Here is a 20,280-nt window from a genome sequence, read left to right as displayed (position 1 = left end):
CTAAATTAATACAAACAAATATTCGCCAAAATTGGATTTGGCGCAAAGTTTGACTAAATTTGACCTTTAAGGCAGGAGTGATTTTATGGCGGCACCGCGCGAAGAAAGGATTGCTGAACAAAGAATTGAAGCTATGCTGCCATCCTTTCCTTTTTATATTCAAGAATATATACGTGATAAACGCAGATATGGCAACACCCCCTCTACCCAGCTGGACTATCTGTATGATTTCCGGATCTTTTTTGAATGGCTTTTAAAAGAAGGTTTAGCCCCTTCAGCTCAATCTATCTCTGAGATTCCCTATTCCATACTGGCTACGCTTAGAAAGCAGGATGTAGAGTTTTTTATTGATTATGTTCGGGATGAACCATTTGAAGCAAAAAAAGATGTTTGGAAAAAGCGTTCAGCTACCCGTGTAACTCGGATCATCCAATCATTAAAATCTCTGTTTCGCTATTTAACAGAGGAAACGGAGCTTGAAAACGGAGAGTGCTACTTTGATCGTAATGTAATGACAAAGATTAAAATTGGGAAAGCAAAAGAAACTGCCAAACGGCGCTCCCAGCGTATCAGTACTTTACTTATGAATGATGATGATATCCAGGAGTTTCTGTTCTTCCTAAAGAATGAGTATGAGCTCACCCTGACTCCAAGAAAACAGGCCATGTACCTGCGCAACAAGGAACGGGATATTGCACTTATCTCTCTTATGTTAGGCAGCGGGATTCGTGTTAGTGAAGCGGCAGGGCTTTTGATGAACAGTATTAACCATAAGAAGAATACCATAGATGTAACGCGTAAAGGTGGAAAGGAAGATACTGTATTGGTCCTCCCTTCTACAATGGAAGATCTTCGCGCGTACTTGGATGTGCGTGAAGCAAGATACCAGCCACAAAAACAAGAATCCTTTGTCTTTTTAACACGTTATCAGGGAAAAGCACAGCAAATCTCTATCCGGTCGATTGAAACCAATATTAATCAGTATACGCAAGCTTTTACGTCGGGACGAGCCATGAGTCCACATAAATTGCGGCATTCTTTTGCTGGCGGCTGGCTCCGTAACGGGGGTGACATTGTAAAACTTCGTGATCAGCTGGGGCATAGTTCTATTGAAACGACCTCTCTTTATACAAATTTGAGACAGGAAGAAAGTATCTCTATTATAGAGCAAATGGATAAATCAAGAAAAAATAAATAGCAGATCCAAGATAAAAAAGAACGTTCTAAAAAGGAAAGAAGCGCAGCAGATATGCTGTGCTTTTACTTTGCTATTTCTAAATCTTCATAATTCTCCAGCTGTATAGAAGGTTTTTTTGGCCGCTTCATCCCCAAATACGACCATCTTTCTGGCCCTGTCCATGATCTTTACTAAATCCTCATAGTCTTGCTGCATGGTGAGTGCTCTTTTTTCAAGCTCTGCGTATGTCCGTTTTCTCTTGTTTTGCCGTTTCAAGCTCTCTTCGAAGGCTTTCGTAATCTGCCTCAAAAGCATTTATATTTTGCAGAAAATTGATAATCTGTCTCATCGTAAGAGTATTCGGGCTTGGAATTTCGATTGTATCTGGGTCTGCAGGCTTATTCGCAGAAACAATATGAAGCCCTGAAACCTCTTCTTTCTTTTAGGCATTACGAAAATAGTGTTTCCTTTGTTTGCGCGCAAGGCTCAATGCTTTTTCATACTGCTGCCGGACCACAGCATTCCAGCGGAACCCGCATGCCGCCAATGTATCTCCTACTTCTTCAAACGCTCTCAGCTGGGTGCTTCCCTCTCTCACATGGCGTAATACCGTTTCAGCAAACAGAAGATCATGTTCTTCTGACCAGGCATCTTACCTACTTTCATCGGTTATCTCCCCTCTTATTTTGATGACCTTTTCATCAAGACAGCCGCTTTTTCTACTATCATTTCGTCCTGCTGTTCTTTGCCGGATCATCTCATTCGCTTTCTGAATATACTCCTCATTTGTAAAAATAGTCTTGGTAGTCGTATTGTGCTTTTTTGCGTGCCTTGAGGAGTTGATGGCATTGGACTAAGTACCGCAAATCGGGCACGGCACTCCCTATCCACTTTCCATTGTTTGACGGTAAATCGCTTCGTATTCAACTCCATTTTGACTGTATGTTTAATGATAGGCTTTGTATTCGTATCAGTCTCTTCACCGTTCCGGATGTGTTCACTTATGTATATTGAAGAATTTTTCGCTACCTTTTGTAATGTTTATAAAAATATTAGTACTCATGAATGATTTGTTTGGATGTACCGTTAACTACATAAGCTGGTCACGTTTCCTGTTCATCCCTTTTTTCCATAGCTCTAACCTGCCCAAACCCTCCCTATTCCCTAAAGAGTATTATTTTAATTTTTACTTCATACATATGATTGATGATTGAGGTGTAATCAAAGGAGGCTACTCATTGATGGATAACTATGATGGATTTTCACAGAACCTTCAGTCCTATTCGAAACCTTGTCCTAATCCCTATTGCTACAATCCCCATTGTAAATGTGGAGCGAAATGTAAATGTACACCTGAAAGGCCGTGTGGATGCAGTGATACGAGCAGTTCAGCGGGACTGCTTCATGAATCTGTAGTTGCAGCTGTTGAAGAAATGAGGGTTTGGGTTATTCTGATGGCAGAACACGCTAAATTTATAAGGCTGGGACTGGATCCTAATCCTGATCAAGAGCATTTTTTTCGAATGGCAGACCAATTCGCTATTCAATTAGAGCAATTACACTATTGTATACAACAGACCCCGAACACGGCTCCAACACAAATATTAATTAATTTAAGAGAACAAACGATACAAATGGTCAATCAACTTATTATTTTTAAGAAAACATTGTTTAAGCTTCTGGAAGAATGTAAAGGACTTGGTATCCTGCCTTCCATGCTGGTCGATCATATCCGAAGGGAAGCAGATCGGTTCGTCGGAACATTAGAACGCTCTAAAAGTAAGCAAACGAAAACCAGAAATCAACTAGGCATTCCTAATGGTCAAATCTTAGCTGAAACCGTACCAAGAAATCTGTACCATCGTTTATCAGGAAAACAGCTTTTTAAAGTCGGTATTGAAGAAACAGCTTTCTTTTCCCGTGTCCATGGGGAACATGCCCATCACCTTTCCATGTCCTTTAGGCCGGAAGTTCAAGAAAATTACCGCCAACAGGCTCTTTTCTTTGAAAAGGAGTTCGCGAATCATAGATCACAGTCAAAAGAAGTTGAGAAAACAGGCACGGGATTTGAAAAGTTAGTACGTGAAGGCATTAAAATTTCCTGTGATTTTAATATGTATCTCCAACGTGTATTAAATGATATAACAACCTGCACAATACCGACTAAACAGACGAATTTCCCTCCTCTCCTTGCCGATCACATGAGCCGGGAAACCGTTTATTATATAGATATTTTGGAACGCTTACATCGGTAGAAATAGCACTACTAAGGTCAATATGAATCGTTGGAATAATAGGTCTCTAAATGAGGCCTACTTCCAATAAACAGATTAAATAAGGCTATCTTCCGTTTATGCGGACTGTTGATTAACTATGTGTTAATGTAATCCACTTTTTTTGAACGAAGATAGAGATAAACTTACATAAACCGTACATTTCTATTCGTTTAAATAGTCCCTAATAATGTACTGGTAAGCCATTTCTGCAGTCAGGTTTCTCACACCTGGCTGCTTTTTTATGCAACCCTCCGCTGTTATTCTTTACCTCACCGATAAACTTTTTTGTTTTTATAAGGTCATTCGTACAGTTCTTGCCTGAATTCCTCCATACTATGTAGAAGTAGGAGGTGATAGCTTTGAGCTATGAAGATAAAGGTGGATGTGAACACAAAGGTGGATACGGATCTGGCTTTGCACTTGTTGTTGTCTTATTTATTCTTCTCATTATTATCGGTGCCTCTTATGTAAAAGGAGACTACGGTTACGATAATAAAGGACACTACGGACACGGTGGTAAAGGATACTACTAAGTGCCCTTACTTTTCTGTTTTTTGTATAAATTTTCATCTGACGGGTCATAATGGTACTGTTGATTCAAACCCAACTCCTAAAGACGCAACTATTTCTTAGCCAGGCTTTTGCCTGGCTCTTTTTTATTTTGTCTGTATAAAACTTTCTGAACGTGTTCCTAATGTTAACGGTGAGGCGGGCTGACCCTCACAAATTCACATTTTCCACTTCTAAAAAGCAGTTAGGTTCCCGCCTGTCTGTTTTATTTTTTATATAAAATTCTTTTGAGGAGTCATAATCGTATTCTGAGTTTCGAATCCAGCTTCCTATGAACCCAGAACATTTTTATAGCCAGGCTCCCCTCGCCTGGCTGCTTTTTTCATAAGGGCTCTACAATAACGTATACTGATTATGTTTTAGTTTGGATTTCGTCTCCTATATACAAAATACCGCAATGAAATGTCACCCACTTATTTGTAGTCAGGCGCCCACCTGGCTGCTTTTTCATGCAAATCCCCATCGTTTTTTTGCTTCCTTCAGCCAGATAGATGGCAGGTGGGGATAGCGATGTAAATCTTATTTCAAATAACGCTCGTATTGTTGCCTGTTTGGTCTTGTCAGACATAGCTCACTTCTTTTTCGCTGGCTATTTTTCGAAGAACGGAGGACATCCTCTTATTCTGTTTTCTTTACGTAAACCGGCCTCTTGGATTCAAACGTTTCTTTGCAATAAGCTTGTACCTATTCTGGGATCCATTGCTGTTTGGCGAATGTTCCACAGTATGCCAATGTTGTTCTCCCCCCGTCAATTCTTTAAACCACTGCTCATCCCTTGTTAAAAGTGCCAGGTCAATGAGTGCTGATTTGTCCTGATGCTTGTCCCAAAAATCATCAATCGGTTCCAATTGCTCTTCTGTAAAGATGCCGGGTACCGGTGTTCTAAATTGGAATTCACCATCTTTGATCCGTATTACTTTTGTGAGTTCGATCTTATACTCTTGAAACCCGCTTTGCATAATATTGCTCACATAACCAATTACCTTCACACCGCCAATTTGTACTTTCCTCCACTCTCCTACTTTTAACAAAGTTTTCACCCCCCAGTTTTCTTACTTTTTATATTTCTCCTTTTCTCTGAATTTATTCATCTCGAGAATTAAAGGTTTGGGAATATTCCTAACTAGGAATGCCATAGTGACTTGCTGCAGAGGTTTGTTTTCCAGTTCTGTGGGGTATTATCAGTAAAGTACCAAGTACTACCCCCATCTAAAGTTAACTCATCTTTTTTTTCGAAGATCCTTTGGTTCTTCGGCTTTTTTTTGCATATTTTCCCTTAACCTGGGTATATAAAAATTAGAATCACATCTCAGATACCACAGCTAAAACGGGATGAATTCCCGTTTTTTTTATGGCTGCTTTTTGTAAGAAAGATTAACAAATACCCCCTATAGAGCGGAGTTACTGCTATGGAAGAAATAGTAAATATATTTTCTAATGAATTATTGCTCTTAGCTGACGAATATAGGCGGTGCCCAAACATTACTCTTAAAAAGCAAATACAAATAGATATCCAACTCTTAGAAGGAGTAATTGAGCTTTACGAACGGCATGAAGAATAGCCTATATTTCATTTGACGAACCACTTTATTTTTTTGCAAATAGTGGTTCGTCAACAGTTTCGTTCTACTATTAGCCAGTAATTAGATAAATAAACAAAAAAGCTCATCTGTGTTTTAAAGATCCTGCTCTAATTGAACACATGAACATAAAAGAAGGAAGAACAGCCCAGAGGCTGTTCTTCCTTCTTTTATCACCGTATCCTACATGTTTTGTTCCGCTTTTCTTTGCTGGACCATATTATTCGCTTTCTTAATGTACTCCTCATTTGTAAAAATAGCCTGGGTAGTAGTATTGTGCTTTTTTGCATGCCTTGAGAAGTTGGTGGCGTTGGACCAGGAATTGCAGACCGGGCACGGCAGCTCCTTGTCCACTTTCCATTGTTTGACGGTAAATTGCTTTGTATTTAGTTTCATTTTGACTGTATGTTCAATGACAGGTTTTGTATTCGTAGCCGCTTCTTCGCCTTTTTGGATGTGTTCACTTATGTACGATGCAGCTTCTTTCGCAGCTTTTTGATCAGCGGTTATTTCGCGTTCTACAAGGAGATAAATAGCCTCACTAATAGAAAGGCCTAGCTCATCACAACGCTCCTTAAAGTCATCATATAGGCTGTCTGGAAGGCGGGCAGTCAAAACAGTTGAGGACTCTTTTCTTCTTTTGTTTCTTGCGAATTGTTCCAAGTAGCTCATGTGATCTTCTCCTCTTTTGCCTTTTTATATGCTGATACATACATATGACGACAAGCGAAGTTTTATGCATACAAAAGTAGTGAAGACAAATACAAATGGATGAAATCCACATTTCCGCCTGCAGAACTATCTCTATGAAACGTTTGTTTTGTTCTTTAATTTTCATTAATCAAAAATCCTCACTGTTTAACGCCAGTGAGGATTTTTGATATTAAGCTTTAAATTTACTTATTACTTCTTTCAATTCTTGAGCCATTTCGCTTAACACTTCTGCCGAAGATGAGACTTCCTCCATTGCAGCGTTCTGTTCTTCGGCTGAAGCAGCCACGCTGTGTATATTACCTGCTGATTGTTTAACGACATGACTGACTTCTTTCATCATTTCCACGACACTTTGTGAACTTGAACTCACTTGTTCTACAATAGCAGAAACCTCTTGGGATTCGGCAGCTACCTGTTCTATGGAGTGTACAATGTCCTGGAAGGCTTCTCCTGTTTGATCAACCATTCTAATGCCTTCCTGCACAATATCTGCACCATTATTCATAGACTGAACGGCTTTTTCCGCTTGTGTTTGAATCTCTTTTATAAGATCGTGAATTTGACCCGTTGCTTCAGCAGATTGCTCAGCGAGCTTTCGAACTTCGTCAGCGACAACAGCAAACCCTCTACCCTGCTCACCCGCTCGTGCAGCTTCTATTGCCGCATTTAAAGCTAACAAGTTCGTTTGATTTGCAATCTGTGTAATCAGCTCTACAATTTGGCCGATTTCTTTTGATTTTTCCCCAAGGGCATTTACAACATCTGTAGATTCAGTTGTCGAGTCTTGCACAAGATTCATCTGTTTAACAGTTTGGTTCACAATGGTATTCCCAATGTTTGCTTTCTCATTTGTGGAAGCCGTTAAATCAGCAACAGACTGAATGGAAGATGCTGCTTGAGCCATTCCCCTTGAAATTTCATCGAGTGCCTGGGTTGACTCAACGGCGCTGGAAACTTGTTTTTCTGAGCCGGATGCCACTTCCTGGATAGCTGATGAAATTTGTTCTGTGGCTCTGCTCGTCTCTTCTGCACTTGCAGATAATTCTTCTGATGTTGCAGCTACTTGTTCTGTATTGGATCCAACTTGGTGAATCAGCATTCTAAGATTCATTTTCATTTGATTGAAGGAATGTGCCAGTTTTCCAATTTCATCTCGATATTTTACCTGGATATCTTCCTGAGCCAAATCGCCTGATGCAATACTTTCCGCTCCTTTTGCAAGAGATAAAATAGGCTTGGTAATGACCCGGGTAATGACTGTACCGATTATAATGGATAAAATAAAAGCAGCTATACTTAAGATAAGGACCATCCTTGTGGAAGCATCAACCATTTCGTTGTTTGCTGTGCTTCCTTCCTCCATTAACTTCGCCTGTCCCTGCTGCAAAGCATCTGCAGTATTCTCTATTTCTATAGCCAATGGGGTAACTTCCTCGGCAGCAAGCCGCTGAGCTTCCACTTTGTCGGTCTCTACTAAAGTGATAACATCATCTGCTTTATTTTCAAACTCTTCATTCATTCCGGCCAGTTCATTCAGTAAATCTTTATCTTCTTCACGTTGTACCAAACTACTTGTAGCTTGAATGTTCTCATTTAGGTTAGTGATTGATTCTGATAAAAATTCTGCCGCACTGTCCTCTTGCAATAAAACACCTCTCAGCCCGGCAATTCCTTGAGATGCATTCATTTGAATATCTTGTGCATTTGATAGGATAGCAGCCCGGCGATCTACTAAATCTGTGTATGATTCGTCTATTTTTTTTAGGTTGTAATAGGATATAAAACTAATCATGCCGAGAAGCATGGCAATACTCAAGAATCCAATCATCAGCTTTTTTCCAATTGTAAAATTCATTGATAACACTCCATTACCGATTATTTTCATGCTTTTACTTATATCGGTAATCTATCTCAGATATTCAATAGAACTTTTTGTATTCACCTCAACTACGTCCGCTTTTTTGGTGTATTCACTTATGTACAAAGATCTTTCACTGCTTTTCATTAGCAGTTATTTCTTGTTCTACCTAGAGATAAATAGCTTTTTTCCAAATTATTAGAATGTCCTTTAAAGTCATTGTATAGGCTGTCCGGAAGGCGGGGAGCCAAATCAGTTAAGGACCCTTTTCTTTTTTTGTTTCTTACAAATGGTTCCTGATAGCCATGTTATCGTCTCTCCTTTTGTTTTTTTATCCTTTTTAATACATGTGGCTACAAGTGAAACTTTATGTATACAAAGATAGTGCAGATGAATACAACAGAAAAAGAACTTGGTCAGCTAGTGTTTATAAAACATATACATACCTTTGAACAGCAAAAATATTTTATTTTTGAATAAACAGCTAAATAAGTTTATTGCCCTCTTCCCAAGCGGGCTAGAGAGTATAATAAAGAAAAGAGCGCTTAAGATGAGAAGAGGATTAGAGTAGGTACTCTCTTGAGTTTTGATCAATCAGGTGCACCGGTAACTGAATTATAGTTTTTCTGACTTCCTTACCCATATCTCTTCAATGACATTTTTTCTTATATTCCAGTACAACCTATCTAATTGTCAGTTAGTTTATCATTCTTGCTATATCTCTTATCTTCTACAATTTTTTAGGGCTTAATTTCTTATTCTTTAATAAAACTTATGTTATAGATATGTCAGTTTGCTAAAGCTTGTTATCAGGTTAGTCATATGTATTTTTGCGGAGTTTTTTAAAAATAAAATTTTCCTGCTCCCAACAAAAATGTATCACTTATTAGAATGAATATTTCACGAAAGGAAGGAATACATTGGCTGAATCAGTAAAACTAAAAATTCAACACAAAAAGGCTTCACTGTTTGAGATTATTCAAAGAGGAGCTGTCATCACTGTTGGATCCTTATTGATGGCAACGGGATTGGAGATCTTTTTAGTTCCAAACCACGTTATTGATGGAGGCATTACGGGGATATCGATTATGCTTTCCCACATTACCGGGGTAAGCCTTGGACTCTTTATTTTCCTTTTAAACTTACCGTTCGTCTACATTGGATACAAACAAATCGGTAAAACCTTTGCATTATCGACTATTTTTGGAATCTTCATGCTGTCCATCTTCACAGCTTACTTTCATCCGATTCCCGCTTTTACAGACGACATTCTTCTTGCTACGATCTTTGGAGGAATGGCACTTGGCAGTGGGATTGGCCTTGTTATCCGCTATGGCGGAGCGCTAGATGGGACAGAAATTCTTGCTATTTTGATTAATAAAAAAGTGCCTTTTTCTGTTGGTGAAATTGTGATGTTCTTTAATGTGTTTATTTTAAGTACAGCAGGATTTGTTTTTAGCTGGGATCGTGCTATGTATTCGATTTTAGCGTATGTCATTGCCTCTAAAACCATTGATACGGTTGTTGCCGGGCTGGATGAATCAAAATCCGCTTGGATTATCAGTGATCATTTTCAGGAAATTGGAGATGCCATTAATGCCCGTTTAGGTCGTGGGGTAACGTTTCTTAATGGCGAAGGGGCCTACACTGGTGATGGAAAAAAGGTGATTTTTTGTATTATTACACGCTTGGAAGAAGCTAAATTAAAAGGAATTGTGGAAGAGTTAGATCCAAATGCTTTTTTAGCAGTAGGAGATATTACAGAAGTGCGTGGAGGGCGCTTTAAAAAGAGAGATATTCATTAATGACCGGCCTTCTTAATGGATTAACTGTCACTGTTTGAATTTTAATTAGAAAAAGCAGCGCCCAATCGGCAGCTGCTTTTCTTTTATCTTTGCGCAAGCAGAAAATCATAATCTAGCCCTATTGTCTTTGGAAATTCACCGGCTGATAAGCCTGAAAATATTAACGTGCATTGAAAAGTTTTTGGCGTTGGATCAGGAATGGCAGATCGAGCACGACAGCTCCCTATTGACTCCCCCCCTGGGTTCCTTTTATGCCGGTTTGATACCGATACTCCTCTAAATATTATTCAGATGACAATCGGTAAAGGAAAACAGCCAGCTGGCCGCGAGTAATGTTGCGTGAAACCCCAAATTGGGTTTCAGTATAACCAGAGGTGATATTGTTTGCCACCAATGCATCTACAGCTTCCTTATAACGAGAAGACACGTCTGTAAAAGAAGAGGACCTCCCGTCTCCTGAGAGGTTGTAAGCCCGCTGTAAAATAAGAGCGACTTCCCCTCGTGTGAGCGGATCAGAGGCACCGAATCTGGTTACTGTCTTCCCGCCGATGATCCCTGCTTGTTTCAGCGCATTTACGGCACCTGCAGCCCTTGGCGGTACATCCATAAAGCCCGATTCCTCTGCCCTTTCCGTGTTTAGGTTCAGTTCTTTAGCCAGCCAAATGGCGGCATCTGCACGGATAATATCCTTCTGAACACCAAATTCTGTTTGAGATAAACCCTGGGTAATTTGGTTACGGACCAGATACTCTACGGCAGGTGCATAAAATGAAGGAACATCTTGGAAAGCACCCGTTTCTGTTACCGGCTCGGGCTGTGGCTCTGGCACGGTTACTATAATGACTGCTGTTTCTCCCGCATATGCCGCTGTCAGAGTCGTACTGCCATAACCCTTAAGCTCGACTCTCCCGCTTTCCACCGTTGCAATACTATTGTCGGCGGATGACCATTCTGCTCCATTCGTGACGTTCTGCACTTCGCCATTTTTGTAGGTCGCGGATGCTGTGACAGTGATCATATCTCCAGGTGTTCCTGTTAGCGAGGCACTACTTGTTTCAAGTTTGACAACAGGGTTCGGTTCCGGCTGCGGTTCCGGGCTGTTTACGACAATCATGGTCGATTGCCCCTCGTAGGTGACTGTAATGGTCGTGCTGCCATAGCCCTTCAGCTCTACTCTTCCATCTTGAACTGTAGCAACAGCTGAGTTGGCCGATGACCACTCTGCCCTGTTCGTCACGTTCTGCACTTCCCCATTCTTGTACGTTGCAGACACCGTTACCTCCACAGAATCTCCGGGCTGCCCTGTTAAAATGGTTTGGGCCGCTTCGAGTTTTACCACAGGGTTGGGTTCTGGCTCTGGAGCTGGAACATCTACCATCACAACCGCTGATTGATCCTCATATGTGACAGTGATCGCTGTACTGCCATAGCCCTTCAGCTCTACTCTTCCGTCCTCTACTGTGGCAACAGCCGGGTTGGCCGATGACCACTCTGCCTCGTTTGTTATATTTTGAACTTCGCCATTTTTGTATGTGGCGGATGCTATAACGCTAATGACGTCTCCAGGCATTCCAGAGAGGGAATTTTCATTGAGAGTTATGGCCGATAACGGATTTATCTCTTTAAATTCTTGCTTTGTAAACGAAGAAGCCCGAATTAGACCATATCCAAAAAACGGATCTCTTCCTTCTGTGCCTAAATCCTGTGTATGCTCAACCAGTACCCTGCGCAGTTCTTCATTGGCAAGCTCAGGATAAGCCTGCTTTAATAAAGCAAGCTCTCCCGTCACATAAGGTGCTGCCATGGAAGTTCCGCTCATATAAGCATACTGGTTTCCTAAATATGTACTAAGGATTTTTACACCGGGAGCAGCTACCTCGACAGCTGGTCCAGTTGATGAAAAAGAAGCTCGATTAAAATAACTGTCTACAGCGCCTACCCCGATAACCGACGAATAACGGGCTGGGAAATCAACGGTGTCTTTTAATCCATCCGGTGCTCCATCGTTTCCGGCTGCGGCAACAATAAGCAGACCGCTTTCATAAGCCTGATCAACAGCGGATTGTAACGCAGCGGATGCTGTTTGAGTTCCTGAGCTTAAGTTAATGATGTCCATTCCATTTGAAATTGACCAGTCAATTCCTTCGAGCAAATCAGATAAATAAGCTGCCCCTTCCTGGTCAAACGCCTTTACCGCGTAAATTTCCGACTCGTAAGCAGCACCTTTTACTCCAAAGCCGTTATTTCGCGCACCAATTATACCTGCTACATGTGTTCCATGGCCTTGATCATCACTGTATGAAGAGGTATAGCCAACTGTTGATACCCCTCCCGCAACCGCCAAATCACTGTGCGGTGCGATCCCTGAGTCAATAACTGCTATTTTAACTCCTTCACCTGTAAAACCAGAATTCCAGGCGTCTGGTATATTAGTGACCGGAATGCCCCAATCCTCTATCTGCTCACTCAAGTGAACAAGAGTATCCTCTTCTACGTGTTCTACAGAAGGGTCTTTCCGAAGATCATCTATTGACTCTTCGGGCACCTCAACGGATGTGATCCCCACTTGCTCGAATGTCTCTTTTACATCACCATCTACAGCTTCTACTTTCTGGTCAATCTCCTGCTGACTTATTCCTTCATCAAAAACAATGAGCATTTGTTTTTCCTCATTATTCTCTGCAAAGACTGGACTATTACCTTGAATACATAGCAGCAAACCGACACTTATTAAACTGTAGGCGCAGTTTTTCAAGTCCATACTCCTTCCATAATAAGTTATAGAAAACTATTCCATTATATAATTCCTGTTCAATCAAATTATAAAACCTTAAAGTTATGTACTAAAAAATAAAAAATTAGAATGCTAGTTGATGAAAAAAGAAGGGTTGCCATGAACGGGGAAAATAGTGATGGTTGGTTTGTGGGTTATGCAGAAACTAAAAAAGTTAAAACAGCCTAAGGGCCGTTCTAGCCTTTTCTATCAGATTCTACTGAAAGAGTACCCCTGCTCAATTTCGTCAGGGGTGCAGCCCATCAACAAGCGATGGGGTGAATGTCAGTTTTGCGAAGCAAACGTTTTTAGCCTCGTATTTGTAAAAATAGCTTGGGTAGTGGTATTGGGCTTTCCTGCGTATCACGGGAAGTTGGTGGCATTGGACCAGAAACTGCAAATCGGGCACGGCAGCTCCCTGTCCACCTCTGATTGTTTAAAAAGGTGGTTTTATATATACGACGAATACACGAGACATTGTGATTTGGAAACTCAGGGACAGTGATGAATTGTTAAACTGAAAACAAAAAAACAGAACCCGCACTTGGGTCCTGTTTCTCCTTTTCTATGCTGTCTATTGTTCCCTTTTTTATTTGCCCAATTAGCTTTTTGTCATCAAGTCCTGGCTTCTCGATAATTTCACCAGGACAATATACAGGCCGCCTTTTACTTCATTTTCGAGATCGAGGATTCTCTTTTTTGCTTATAGTTTTAATGGTCATGGCTGATTCCTCCTTAAAAGTAGGTGGAAACCAGTATCTTTGCAGTTTCTGTATCCAAACCAGAACCGCCTGTCTCAATTTAACATTCAGCACATCTGCATTCCATGTTTTCTGGTAGCGTTAGCAGAAAGGTCGCAGCTATGTTAGGAGGAATAATGAAGCAGGCTTTTTGATGTATTATACTTTTTGGCTATTGGATGTCACTTTCTCACGTAAAGCCTTATTAACAGAGCCGCGATTCTTCCAGACAAACTGAACTATTTCTGTTGGTTCTAGCATCTGTTCATCTGGATCGCAATAAGTTTCGCCTTTGCCATGAATCGTCCACGCCTTCGTCTCTTCACTAAACATCAGTGTCCACTGGCCATTCCGCTGCTTATCTTCAAAAACAAAATAATACTTGTTTCCGTATTCATCGTAAAAAGAAATTTCAGGGAAATCGAATGAAAATTGTTCAATATCTTTTTTCGATTTTAACACTCTAACCATGATTAAAGTCTCCTTCAAGGATAATTTGAAAAACGTAAGAAGCATCTCGTTTTTTAGATAGTTATTTATATCATTATATACAATTCGAGAAAATAATGCATAATATCCTTTTATTTTACATTTTACTCCCTTAAGGTAAAGATACTTATGGATTGATTTAGTATAACTGCCCAACCTTTTCACTGCTAGATATTAATGATGCATAATCTAGATGGAAAGAGAAAGCATATAGCTGAAGAAGCAAAAGAAATTGGGAAAAAGTTTATAAATACTAAGAAACGGATGAAAAAAAGAAAACTATGTACAAAAATTAGAAGAGTTTTGAGATTTTTGGGTTATTAAAGTATGTTTTCTCAGTATGAATAAATTGATCTTAGATTGATGTCGATATCATCTGTCTTAGAGATTAAATATATGAATTTCGCCAATTTAAGCAAATCGTTCTCAAATCAGTATGTATATAATCTATTTTTAATATTGAATATATGAATTTTTCAGAAGATAATGATAATATTGTTAATGGATTTGTTTATTTTGCACAAAGGAGATAGAGAAAATGACAACGACGAATGTTACAACACACGAAAAGCAAGCAGCTAAACAATACATAGACCGCGTATTTGAAATTGTTCAAAAACGCAATCCTGGCGAACATGAATTTCATCAGGCAGTTCAAGAAATTTTCGAGTCGTTAACGCCTGTATTTGAAAAATATCCAAAATACATTCAGCACAATATTTTAGAGCGTATGGTAGAGCCTGAACGCGTTATTTCTTTCCGCGTACCTTGGACAGATGACAATGGCAACGTACAGGTGAACCGCGGCTTCCGTGTGCAATTCAGCAGTGCAATTGGTCCGTATAAAGGCGGGCTTCGCTTCCATCCGTCGGTAAATGCAAGTATCATTAAATTCCTCGGCTTTGAACAGATCTTTAAAAACTCATTGACCGGGCAGCCGATCGGCGGCGGCAAAGGCGGATCTGACTTTGATCCTAAAGGAAAATCAGACAATGAAGTCATGCGCTTTACTCAAAGCTTTATGACTGAGCTTTACCGTCATATTGGACCAGATGTTGACGTGCCAGCTGGTGACATTGGTGTCGGCGCACGCGAAATCGGTTACATGTTTGGCCAGTACAAACGTCTTCGTGGCAGCTATGAAGCAGGTGTTTTAACAGGAAAAGGTATTTCATATGGTGGAAGCCTTGCACGTACAGAAGCAACAGGCTTTGGCACGGTTTATTTTGTGGATGAGATGCTGCGGGATAAAGGAAAAACATTCAATGGACGCACTGTCGTAGTATCCGGTTCGGGGAATGTATCCATTTACGCTATGCAAAAAGCGACAGAGCTTGGTGCCACCGTTGTCGCATGCTCGGATTCAGGCGGCTATATTTACGATGAAGACGGTATTGATATCGCTACTGTAAAACAGTTGAAAGAAGTAGAGCGCAAGCGTATCAGTGAATATGTGAAATTCCATCCGACTGCAGTTTATACAGAAGGCTGCGAAGGTATTTGGACGATTCCTTGTAAAATTGCTCTTCCTTGTGCAACGCAGAATGAAATTAATGCAGAATCAGCACAGCAGCTTGTGGACAATGGTGTGAAAGCAGTCGGCGAAGGGGCAAATATGCCTTCTACCCTTGAAGCAATCGATATTTTCTTGAAAAATGGTGTTCTTTTTGCCCCGGCAAAAGCAGCCAATGCAGGCGGCGTAGCCGTTTCTGCTCTTGAAATGGCGCAAAACAGCGCACGGATGCCTTGGTCATTTGAAGAGGTGGATGCCAAACTGCATGACATCATGAAAAATATCTACAAACAAGCAAAAGATGCAGCTGCTGAATTTGGCTATGAAGACAATCTTGTCGTTGGTGCTAATATTGCTGGTTTCCTTAAAGTTGCGGATGCGATGATCATGCAGGGTGTTGTCTAAGCGGAAATGAAACGGGATTTAAATAAATAGGCGTAGTCCTCATCACTCAAACATAAGTAACCCTGCCTCTTCCAGAGACAGGGTTATTTATATCCAAGAAATTATGAATTATCCATAATAGCAGTGGCTGACCGTGTTTAACACATGCTCTAAAAATTGAATCCCTATTGCTCCGGGGACATTTCCTTCTTTTAGTGAAGCCCCCTTATGTTCTCACACTTTATATGGTATGTCTTCATTATATAATATCGGAGGATACCTTCTTTGTAGTCAATACTTCTAAAGCATCCTTTACATCTTTCGCAAATCGGATTGGCTTTTCAACTTTTTCAAAATGGATATACATGAGCCTCGGATCCTCAAACAACCAATGATTATGAAAGCCGGTTACAATAATGTCATGTTTAAGAAGCTCACTGATGAATGGATTGAGCTCTTCTTCCAGGATCACCGTTTCCCCGCTGCAAAGGGCTCTCCCATCTGAAGATAACGATTCAAAGGCAAACATTTGCGGAATTAATAAAAATGACGTTCCCCGCCTTCCGAGAACCCGAGGCATAATATTTGTACGAGATTTCATCACAATACAAGCCCCATCTTCAAATGTATGCATGCTGCCATCCAAAATTTGATTGAACTCCTCACAAAGCTCTTCTCCCCGTCTATTCGGTGTTTTTTGTTTTCCTCGGGAACGTCCAATATTGCGGGTAGTTAAAACGTTCAGAGCTCTTCTTACTTTTTTGGCAAAAGATAAAGGTTCATCCAGGGATTCGAAATGCATATACATCAATCGCGGATTTTCAAACAACCAATGGTTGTGAAGGGCGGTTACAATGATTCCCTCTTCACGCAGCCTCACCATAAATCGGTTTGCTTCCTCCTGCAGAAGGACAGTTTCACCAAGACACAATGCCTTTCCATTTTGATCAAGGTTTTCAAAGGAGTATGCCTGAGGTACAAACATAAAGGAATCAGCTCTACGGCCTAGTACAACCGGGTGAATATTTGTACGGGATCTTGTTGCAGTACAAACGCCATTAATAACAGCGGGAGTTGCCCCCAGAATTTCCGCGAATTTCTCACAAAGGTCATCAGGTCTAATACTGTTCATGTTATCCAATCACAAATCATCTCCCGAATACAATTTCCCGGTTATTTTATTCAGGAAGACACGTGGAGGTTCTTTATATATGCTCGAAAAGAAGATTAAAATGTTCCAATTACAGATTCTAAAGTCGTGGACATTGAATATGGTGAAAGGAAGCGCAATAACCCTATCAAAATTAAATATTTAAAAGCTAAAAGGAACAAGAACAGCACAAAGGAACTAACGCCTGTTTCACAAACAGAGGCGGGTTCTTTTTTTTTGCATAAAATACCGGATTTTCCTCACCCTACTGAAAAAGGATGTCATTTTAGCCGCAGGATGAAGACATTGTATTCAGGAAGTCATTTTTTTAATTCATTTATGCAAGATGACCTTTCCTTAGCATGCGATATTTCTCGCCGCTAGCCCCGCTCCAGGGAAAGGATTTAAAAGATGCAATGGATCAGCGGACTTGTTGGGAATTAACAAAGCGGCAGCCTTATGAGAACAAGCCGCAAACGATAAAAAAAAGGAAGACAGTGGGTGAAAACATGAAGAGAGAAGCAAGCATTTCAACCTGGCAGCTATTTTTCTTTATGCTGCAAACCCATGTTGGTGTCGGAATTCTCTCTCTTCCATACGACGTGCATCAAGCTGCGGGGAAAGACGGCTGGTTATCGATCTTGCTGGCGGGTTTTTTTATGCAGATAGGGATTGTCGTGATGTGGCTGCTGGCTTCACGCTTTCCTAATAAAACATTGCCTGAATTTTTGCCGCTCATTGTCGGACGAGCGATTAGTGTGCTGATTATAGCGCTTTATATGTTCTTTTTTTTCATGACGACCAGCCAGATTTTAGCGGTTTTTCTTTCGATTACCGCAGATTGGGCGTTTCCCCGCACACCACCCGTTGTGTTCGCAGTCATTATTACAGCTGTTACGGTCTACTTGATTAAAGAGGATATTCGGGTCATCGCTCGGTTTCATGTGCTGATGTCCTTTTTTCTGATGGGTGTGCTCATGATTTTTCTCTTTATGTGGAATCACTTGAATGTTTATTATTTACTGCCCATTGGGTCTTCCGGTATCCAAGATATAGCAGCAGGCGCCCAAAAAGCCATTTTTTCATTAGGTGGAACCGAAATGCTGCTCTGGCTTTTTCCCTTTACTCAGGCGAACAACAAAGGAAAATGGAAAGCCGCTGCAGGAGCAAGCCTTGCCGTAACGGTTATATATACATTGCTTGCGCTTTGCGCATTTGCCTATTTTAGCGAAACTAAGCTAATGCACGTCCCAGAACCGGTTATTTACATGATTAAATCAATTGAATTAGGCATCGTAGAACGGCTGGATCTTATTTTTCTTGTTTTTTGGGCGGTCTTCTCCATCACTTCGTTTATGAACAACTTGTACTTAGCTGCATTGAGTGCAGCTAACATCACTAAAGCAAAGCATCATAAGACCGCTGTTTATGTTCTTAGTCTTCTTATCATACCGGTGGCTGTTTATACGAATAATGCTGAGTCAATCAAAATGCTTGGGGGCTTCATCAGCTCGGTCTATCCTGGCTTTTTGTTCATTATTCCTTTATTTTTACTTGTGGTCGCCATCATTAGGAGAAAGCGGGAGGGTACGGGGTGAGAGAATGGTGGACTGTCGTGTTTTCGATTGTTGCTGTACAGACCTTTTTAGAAAAAAGCTACGGCGGTTTTTTACAGCAAAGGTGACTGTACATATTTGACACTCCCACGGCTGAAGCCGCAAGCCCTTCACCTTGCGGTGAAGCGGGTGGGATTTTGAAGTGCGAAACCGTTCACTGTCCATTTTTCCGTCCCCTTTGTAGATGTTTGCAAAAAACGTTGCTAATTTTTATCATTGTCGGCGAGAACACCCCCACTTCAAGCTTGCTAAGTAGGGGATGAATCGCTGCTTTTTCAGTCATTCTTTTTCCTTGAACGCTCCAATGTCAAAATGGTATAATTAGGTATAGAACAAATGTTCAGGGGGTGAGGAATATGATAAAAGCTAAAAAAGATGAAAAAAATAGTCTTCATTTTAAAGCCTTTCGGTTTAAAATCCATCCAAGTGACGAGCAAAAGCAACTGATTAACCAAACAATCGGCTGCTGCCGGTTTGTCTACAATTATATATTAAACGAAAACATCAAGAGTTTTGAAAAAACAAAAAAACGGTATACAGAAACAGCTGCCAAAAAGCTTCTCCCTGGGCTAAAAGAAACATTCAAATGGTTGTCTGGTCCTGACAGTATTGCTCTTCAGGCAAGCATCGAATACCAGTACGAAGGATTCAAAAAATATAAGGATCAGCCAAAAAAAGAATTAAAAAAAAGAGCCGCAAAAAAATGCGCAGAAGGCTATACGCCAACGGCGTATGACTTTAAGGGCCATCCAACATTCAAAAGTAAGAAAAACCCGGTCCAGAGCTATACGACCAAAATGACAAACAACAATATTAAAATGATAGATAACCGCATTCAGCTGCCGAAACTCGGCTGGATTCGTTTCTCCAAGTCCCGAAACATCGAAGGCGACATTAAGCGTGTCACCGTGCGCCGCAGCAATACCGGCCGGTATTCTATTTCGGTCATTTGCGAGATGCCTTATTCCCCGTACAAACCAAGCACCAACGATGCCGTTGGCATTGACCTGGGTTTAAAAGACTTTGCCGTGCTATCCAACGGTGAATCCATTGCCAACCCGAAATACTATCAAAAATACGAAAAGCGATTAGCCTTTCTTCAGCGTGCATTTGCACGTAAAAAAGAAGGGTCGGAATCGTGGAAAAAAAATAAAGCCCAGATTGCTAAACTGCACGAAAAAATCAAACACACAAGAGAAGATTTTCTTCACAAGCTGACGACCAGGCTCGTTCATGAAAACCAAGTGATCGCAGTGGAGAATTTGTTAGTGAAGAATCTCGTCCAAAACAAAAAACGAAGCAAGGGGATTCACGATGCGTCATGGTCGAGATTCAACGAAATGCTCGCATACAAAGCGAAGTGGCATGGACGGACGATCATAAAAGTCGATCCGTTCTTCCCATCAAGCCAGCTCTGTTCCGGGTGTGGCCACCAGCACAAGGATGTAAAAAGTCTCGCTGTCCGGGTGTGGGAATGTCCATCCTGCGGCGTGCGTCACGACCGGGACCTGAATGCGAGCCTGAATATTAAAAGAGAAGCCCTTCGGCTTCTTTCACTTCAGTCTAGTTAAGATTGGTCATAAAACCGTTGGAATACGGGGTTAGCCTGATTACTGGGGGTCGGAGATCCTCTTG

14 protein-coding genes and 1 pseudogene are annotated in these 20,280 nt (G+C 40.9%); 8 read left to right on the top strand and 7 right to left on the bottom strand.

The window, feature by feature from the left end; genetic code table 11:
• Positions 1–85 precede the first annotated feature (85 nt).
• Positions 86–1,198: a tyrosine recombinase XerS gene (xerS, locus tag L2D08_RS14630; RefSeq protein WP_242234641.1), complete on the top strand. Its 1,113-nt coding sequence runs from the start codon at positions 86–88 to the stop codon at positions 1,196–1,198.
• A gap of 430 nt (positions 1,199–1,628) precedes the next feature.
• Here xerS and L2D08_RS14625 read toward each other — a convergent pair.
• Positions 1,629–1,802, bottom strand: a pseudogene (locus L2D08_RS14625) (RsfA family transcriptional regulator); the annotation flags it as partial.
• Between the two features lie 616 nt (positions 1,803–2,418).
• Here L2D08_RS14625 and L2D08_RS14620 point away from each other — a divergent pair.
• Positions 2,419–3,432, top strand: a complete 1,014-nt coding sequence (locus L2D08_RS14620) for a DUF2935 domain-containing protein (RefSeq protein WP_242234639.1) — start codon at positions 2,419–2,421, stop codon at positions 3,430–3,432.
• A gap of 380 nt (positions 3,433–3,812) precedes the next feature.
• Positions 3,813–3,986: a YjcZ family sporulation protein gene (locus L2D08_RS14615; RefSeq protein WP_242234638.1), complete on the top strand. Its 174-nt coding sequence runs from the start codon at positions 3,813–3,815 to the stop codon at positions 3,984–3,986.
• Positions 3,987–4,655: 669 nt separating this feature from the next.
• On the opposite strand, the gene L2D08_RS14610 is transcribed toward L2D08_RS14615, so the two are convergent.
• A complete protein-coding gene (locus tag L2D08_RS14610; protein WP_242234635.1) occupies positions 4,656–5,054 on the bottom strand; it encodes an IDEAL domain-containing protein in 399 nt (132 codons plus the stop codon).
• A 378-nt stretch (positions 5,055–5,432) separates the two neighbouring features.
• Between L2D08_RS14610 and L2D08_RS14605 the strand changes: the two genes are divergently transcribed.
• Positions 5,433–5,585 carry a hypothetical protein gene (locus L2D08_RS14605; RefSeq protein ID WP_242234634.1) on the top strand — a complete coding sequence of 51 codons (153 nt, stop codon included), beginning with the start codon at positions 5,433–5,435 and terminating at the stop codon, positions 5,583–5,585.
• Positions 5,586–5,786: 201 nt separating this feature from the next.
• On the opposite strand, the gene L2D08_RS14600 is transcribed toward L2D08_RS14605, so the two are convergent.
• The gene (locus L2D08_RS14600) at positions 5,787–6,275 is read right to left on the bottom strand and encodes a hypothetical protein (protein WP_242234632.1); all 489 of its coding nucleotides are present in this window, start codon (positions 6,273–6,275) and stop codon (positions 5,787–5,789) included.
• 211 nt (positions 6,276–6,486) lie between these two features.
• Positions 6,487–8,172, bottom strand: a complete 1,686-nt coding sequence (locus L2D08_RS14595; RefSeq protein ID WP_242234630.1) for a methyl-accepting chemotaxis protein — start codon at positions 8,170–8,172, stop codon at positions 6,487–6,489.
• Positions 8,173–9,140: 968 nt separating this feature from the next.
• Between L2D08_RS14595 and L2D08_RS14590 the strand changes: the two genes are divergently transcribed.
• On the top strand, positions 9,141–9,980 hold the full coding sequence (locus L2D08_RS14590; protein ID WP_375337589.1) for a YitT family protein: 840 nt from the start codon (positions 9,141–9,143) through the stop codon (positions 9,978–9,980).
• Between the two features lie 283 nt (positions 9,981–10,263).
• Here the strand turns inward: L2D08_RS14590 and L2D08_RS14585 are convergent, their stop codons facing one another.
• On the bottom strand, positions 10,264–12,735 hold the full coding sequence (locus tag L2D08_RS14585; RefSeq protein WP_242234626.1) for a S8 family serine peptidase: 2,472 nt from the start codon (positions 12,733–12,735) through the stop codon (positions 10,264–10,266).
• Between the two features lie 917 nt (positions 12,736–13,652).
• Positions 13,653–13,964, bottom strand: a complete 312-nt coding sequence (locus L2D08_RS14580) for a hypothetical protein (protein WP_242234624.1) — start codon at positions 13,962–13,964, stop codon at positions 13,653–13,655.
• Between the two features lie 556 nt (positions 13,965–14,520).
• On the opposite strand from L2D08_RS14580, the gene gdhA reads away from it, so the two are divergent.
• The gene (gene gdhA, locus L2D08_RS14575) at positions 14,521–15,900 is read left to right on the top strand and encodes an NADP-specific glutamate dehydrogenase (protein ID WP_242234622.1); all 1,380 of its coding nucleotides are present in this window, start codon (positions 14,521–14,523) and stop codon (positions 15,898–15,900) included.
• 238 nt (positions 15,901–16,138) lie between these two features.
• Here the strand turns inward: gdhA and L2D08_RS14570 are convergent, their stop codons facing one another.
• The gene (locus tag L2D08_RS14570) at positions 16,139–17,011 is read right to left on the bottom strand and encodes a DUF1259 domain-containing protein (protein WP_242234699.1); all 873 of its coding nucleotides are present in this window, start codon (positions 17,009–17,011) and stop codon (positions 16,139–16,141) included.
• A 527-nt stretch (positions 17,012–17,538) separates the two neighbouring features.
• On the opposite strand from L2D08_RS14570, the gene L2D08_RS14565 reads away from it, so the two are divergent.
• Together L2D08_RS14565 and tnpB are read left to right on the top strand one after the other, a co-directional pair.
• Positions 17,539–18,627 carry a GerAB/ArcD/ProY family transporter gene (locus tag L2D08_RS14565; RefSeq protein ID WP_242234620.1) on the top strand — a complete coding sequence of 363 codons (1,089 nt, stop codon included), beginning with the start codon at positions 17,539–17,541 and terminating at the stop codon, positions 18,625–18,627.
• A 374-nt stretch (positions 18,628–19,001) separates the two neighbouring features.
• The gene (gene tnpB, locus L2D08_RS14560; protein WP_242234618.1) at positions 19,002–20,216 is read left to right on the top strand and encodes an IS200/IS605 family element RNA-guided endonuclease TnpB; all 1,215 of its coding nucleotides are present in this window, start codon (positions 19,002–19,004) and stop codon (positions 20,214–20,216) included.
• Positions 20,217–20,280 lie beyond the last annotated feature (64 nt).

Source organism: Domibacillus sp. PGB-M46 (assembly GCF_022668875.1).
Lineage (GTDB): Bacteria > Bacillota > Bacilli > Bacillales > Domibacillaceae > Domibacillus.
The sequence above is the reverse complement of the archived record's forward strand: the minus strand, read 5'-3'. Positions and strand labels throughout refer to the sequence as shown.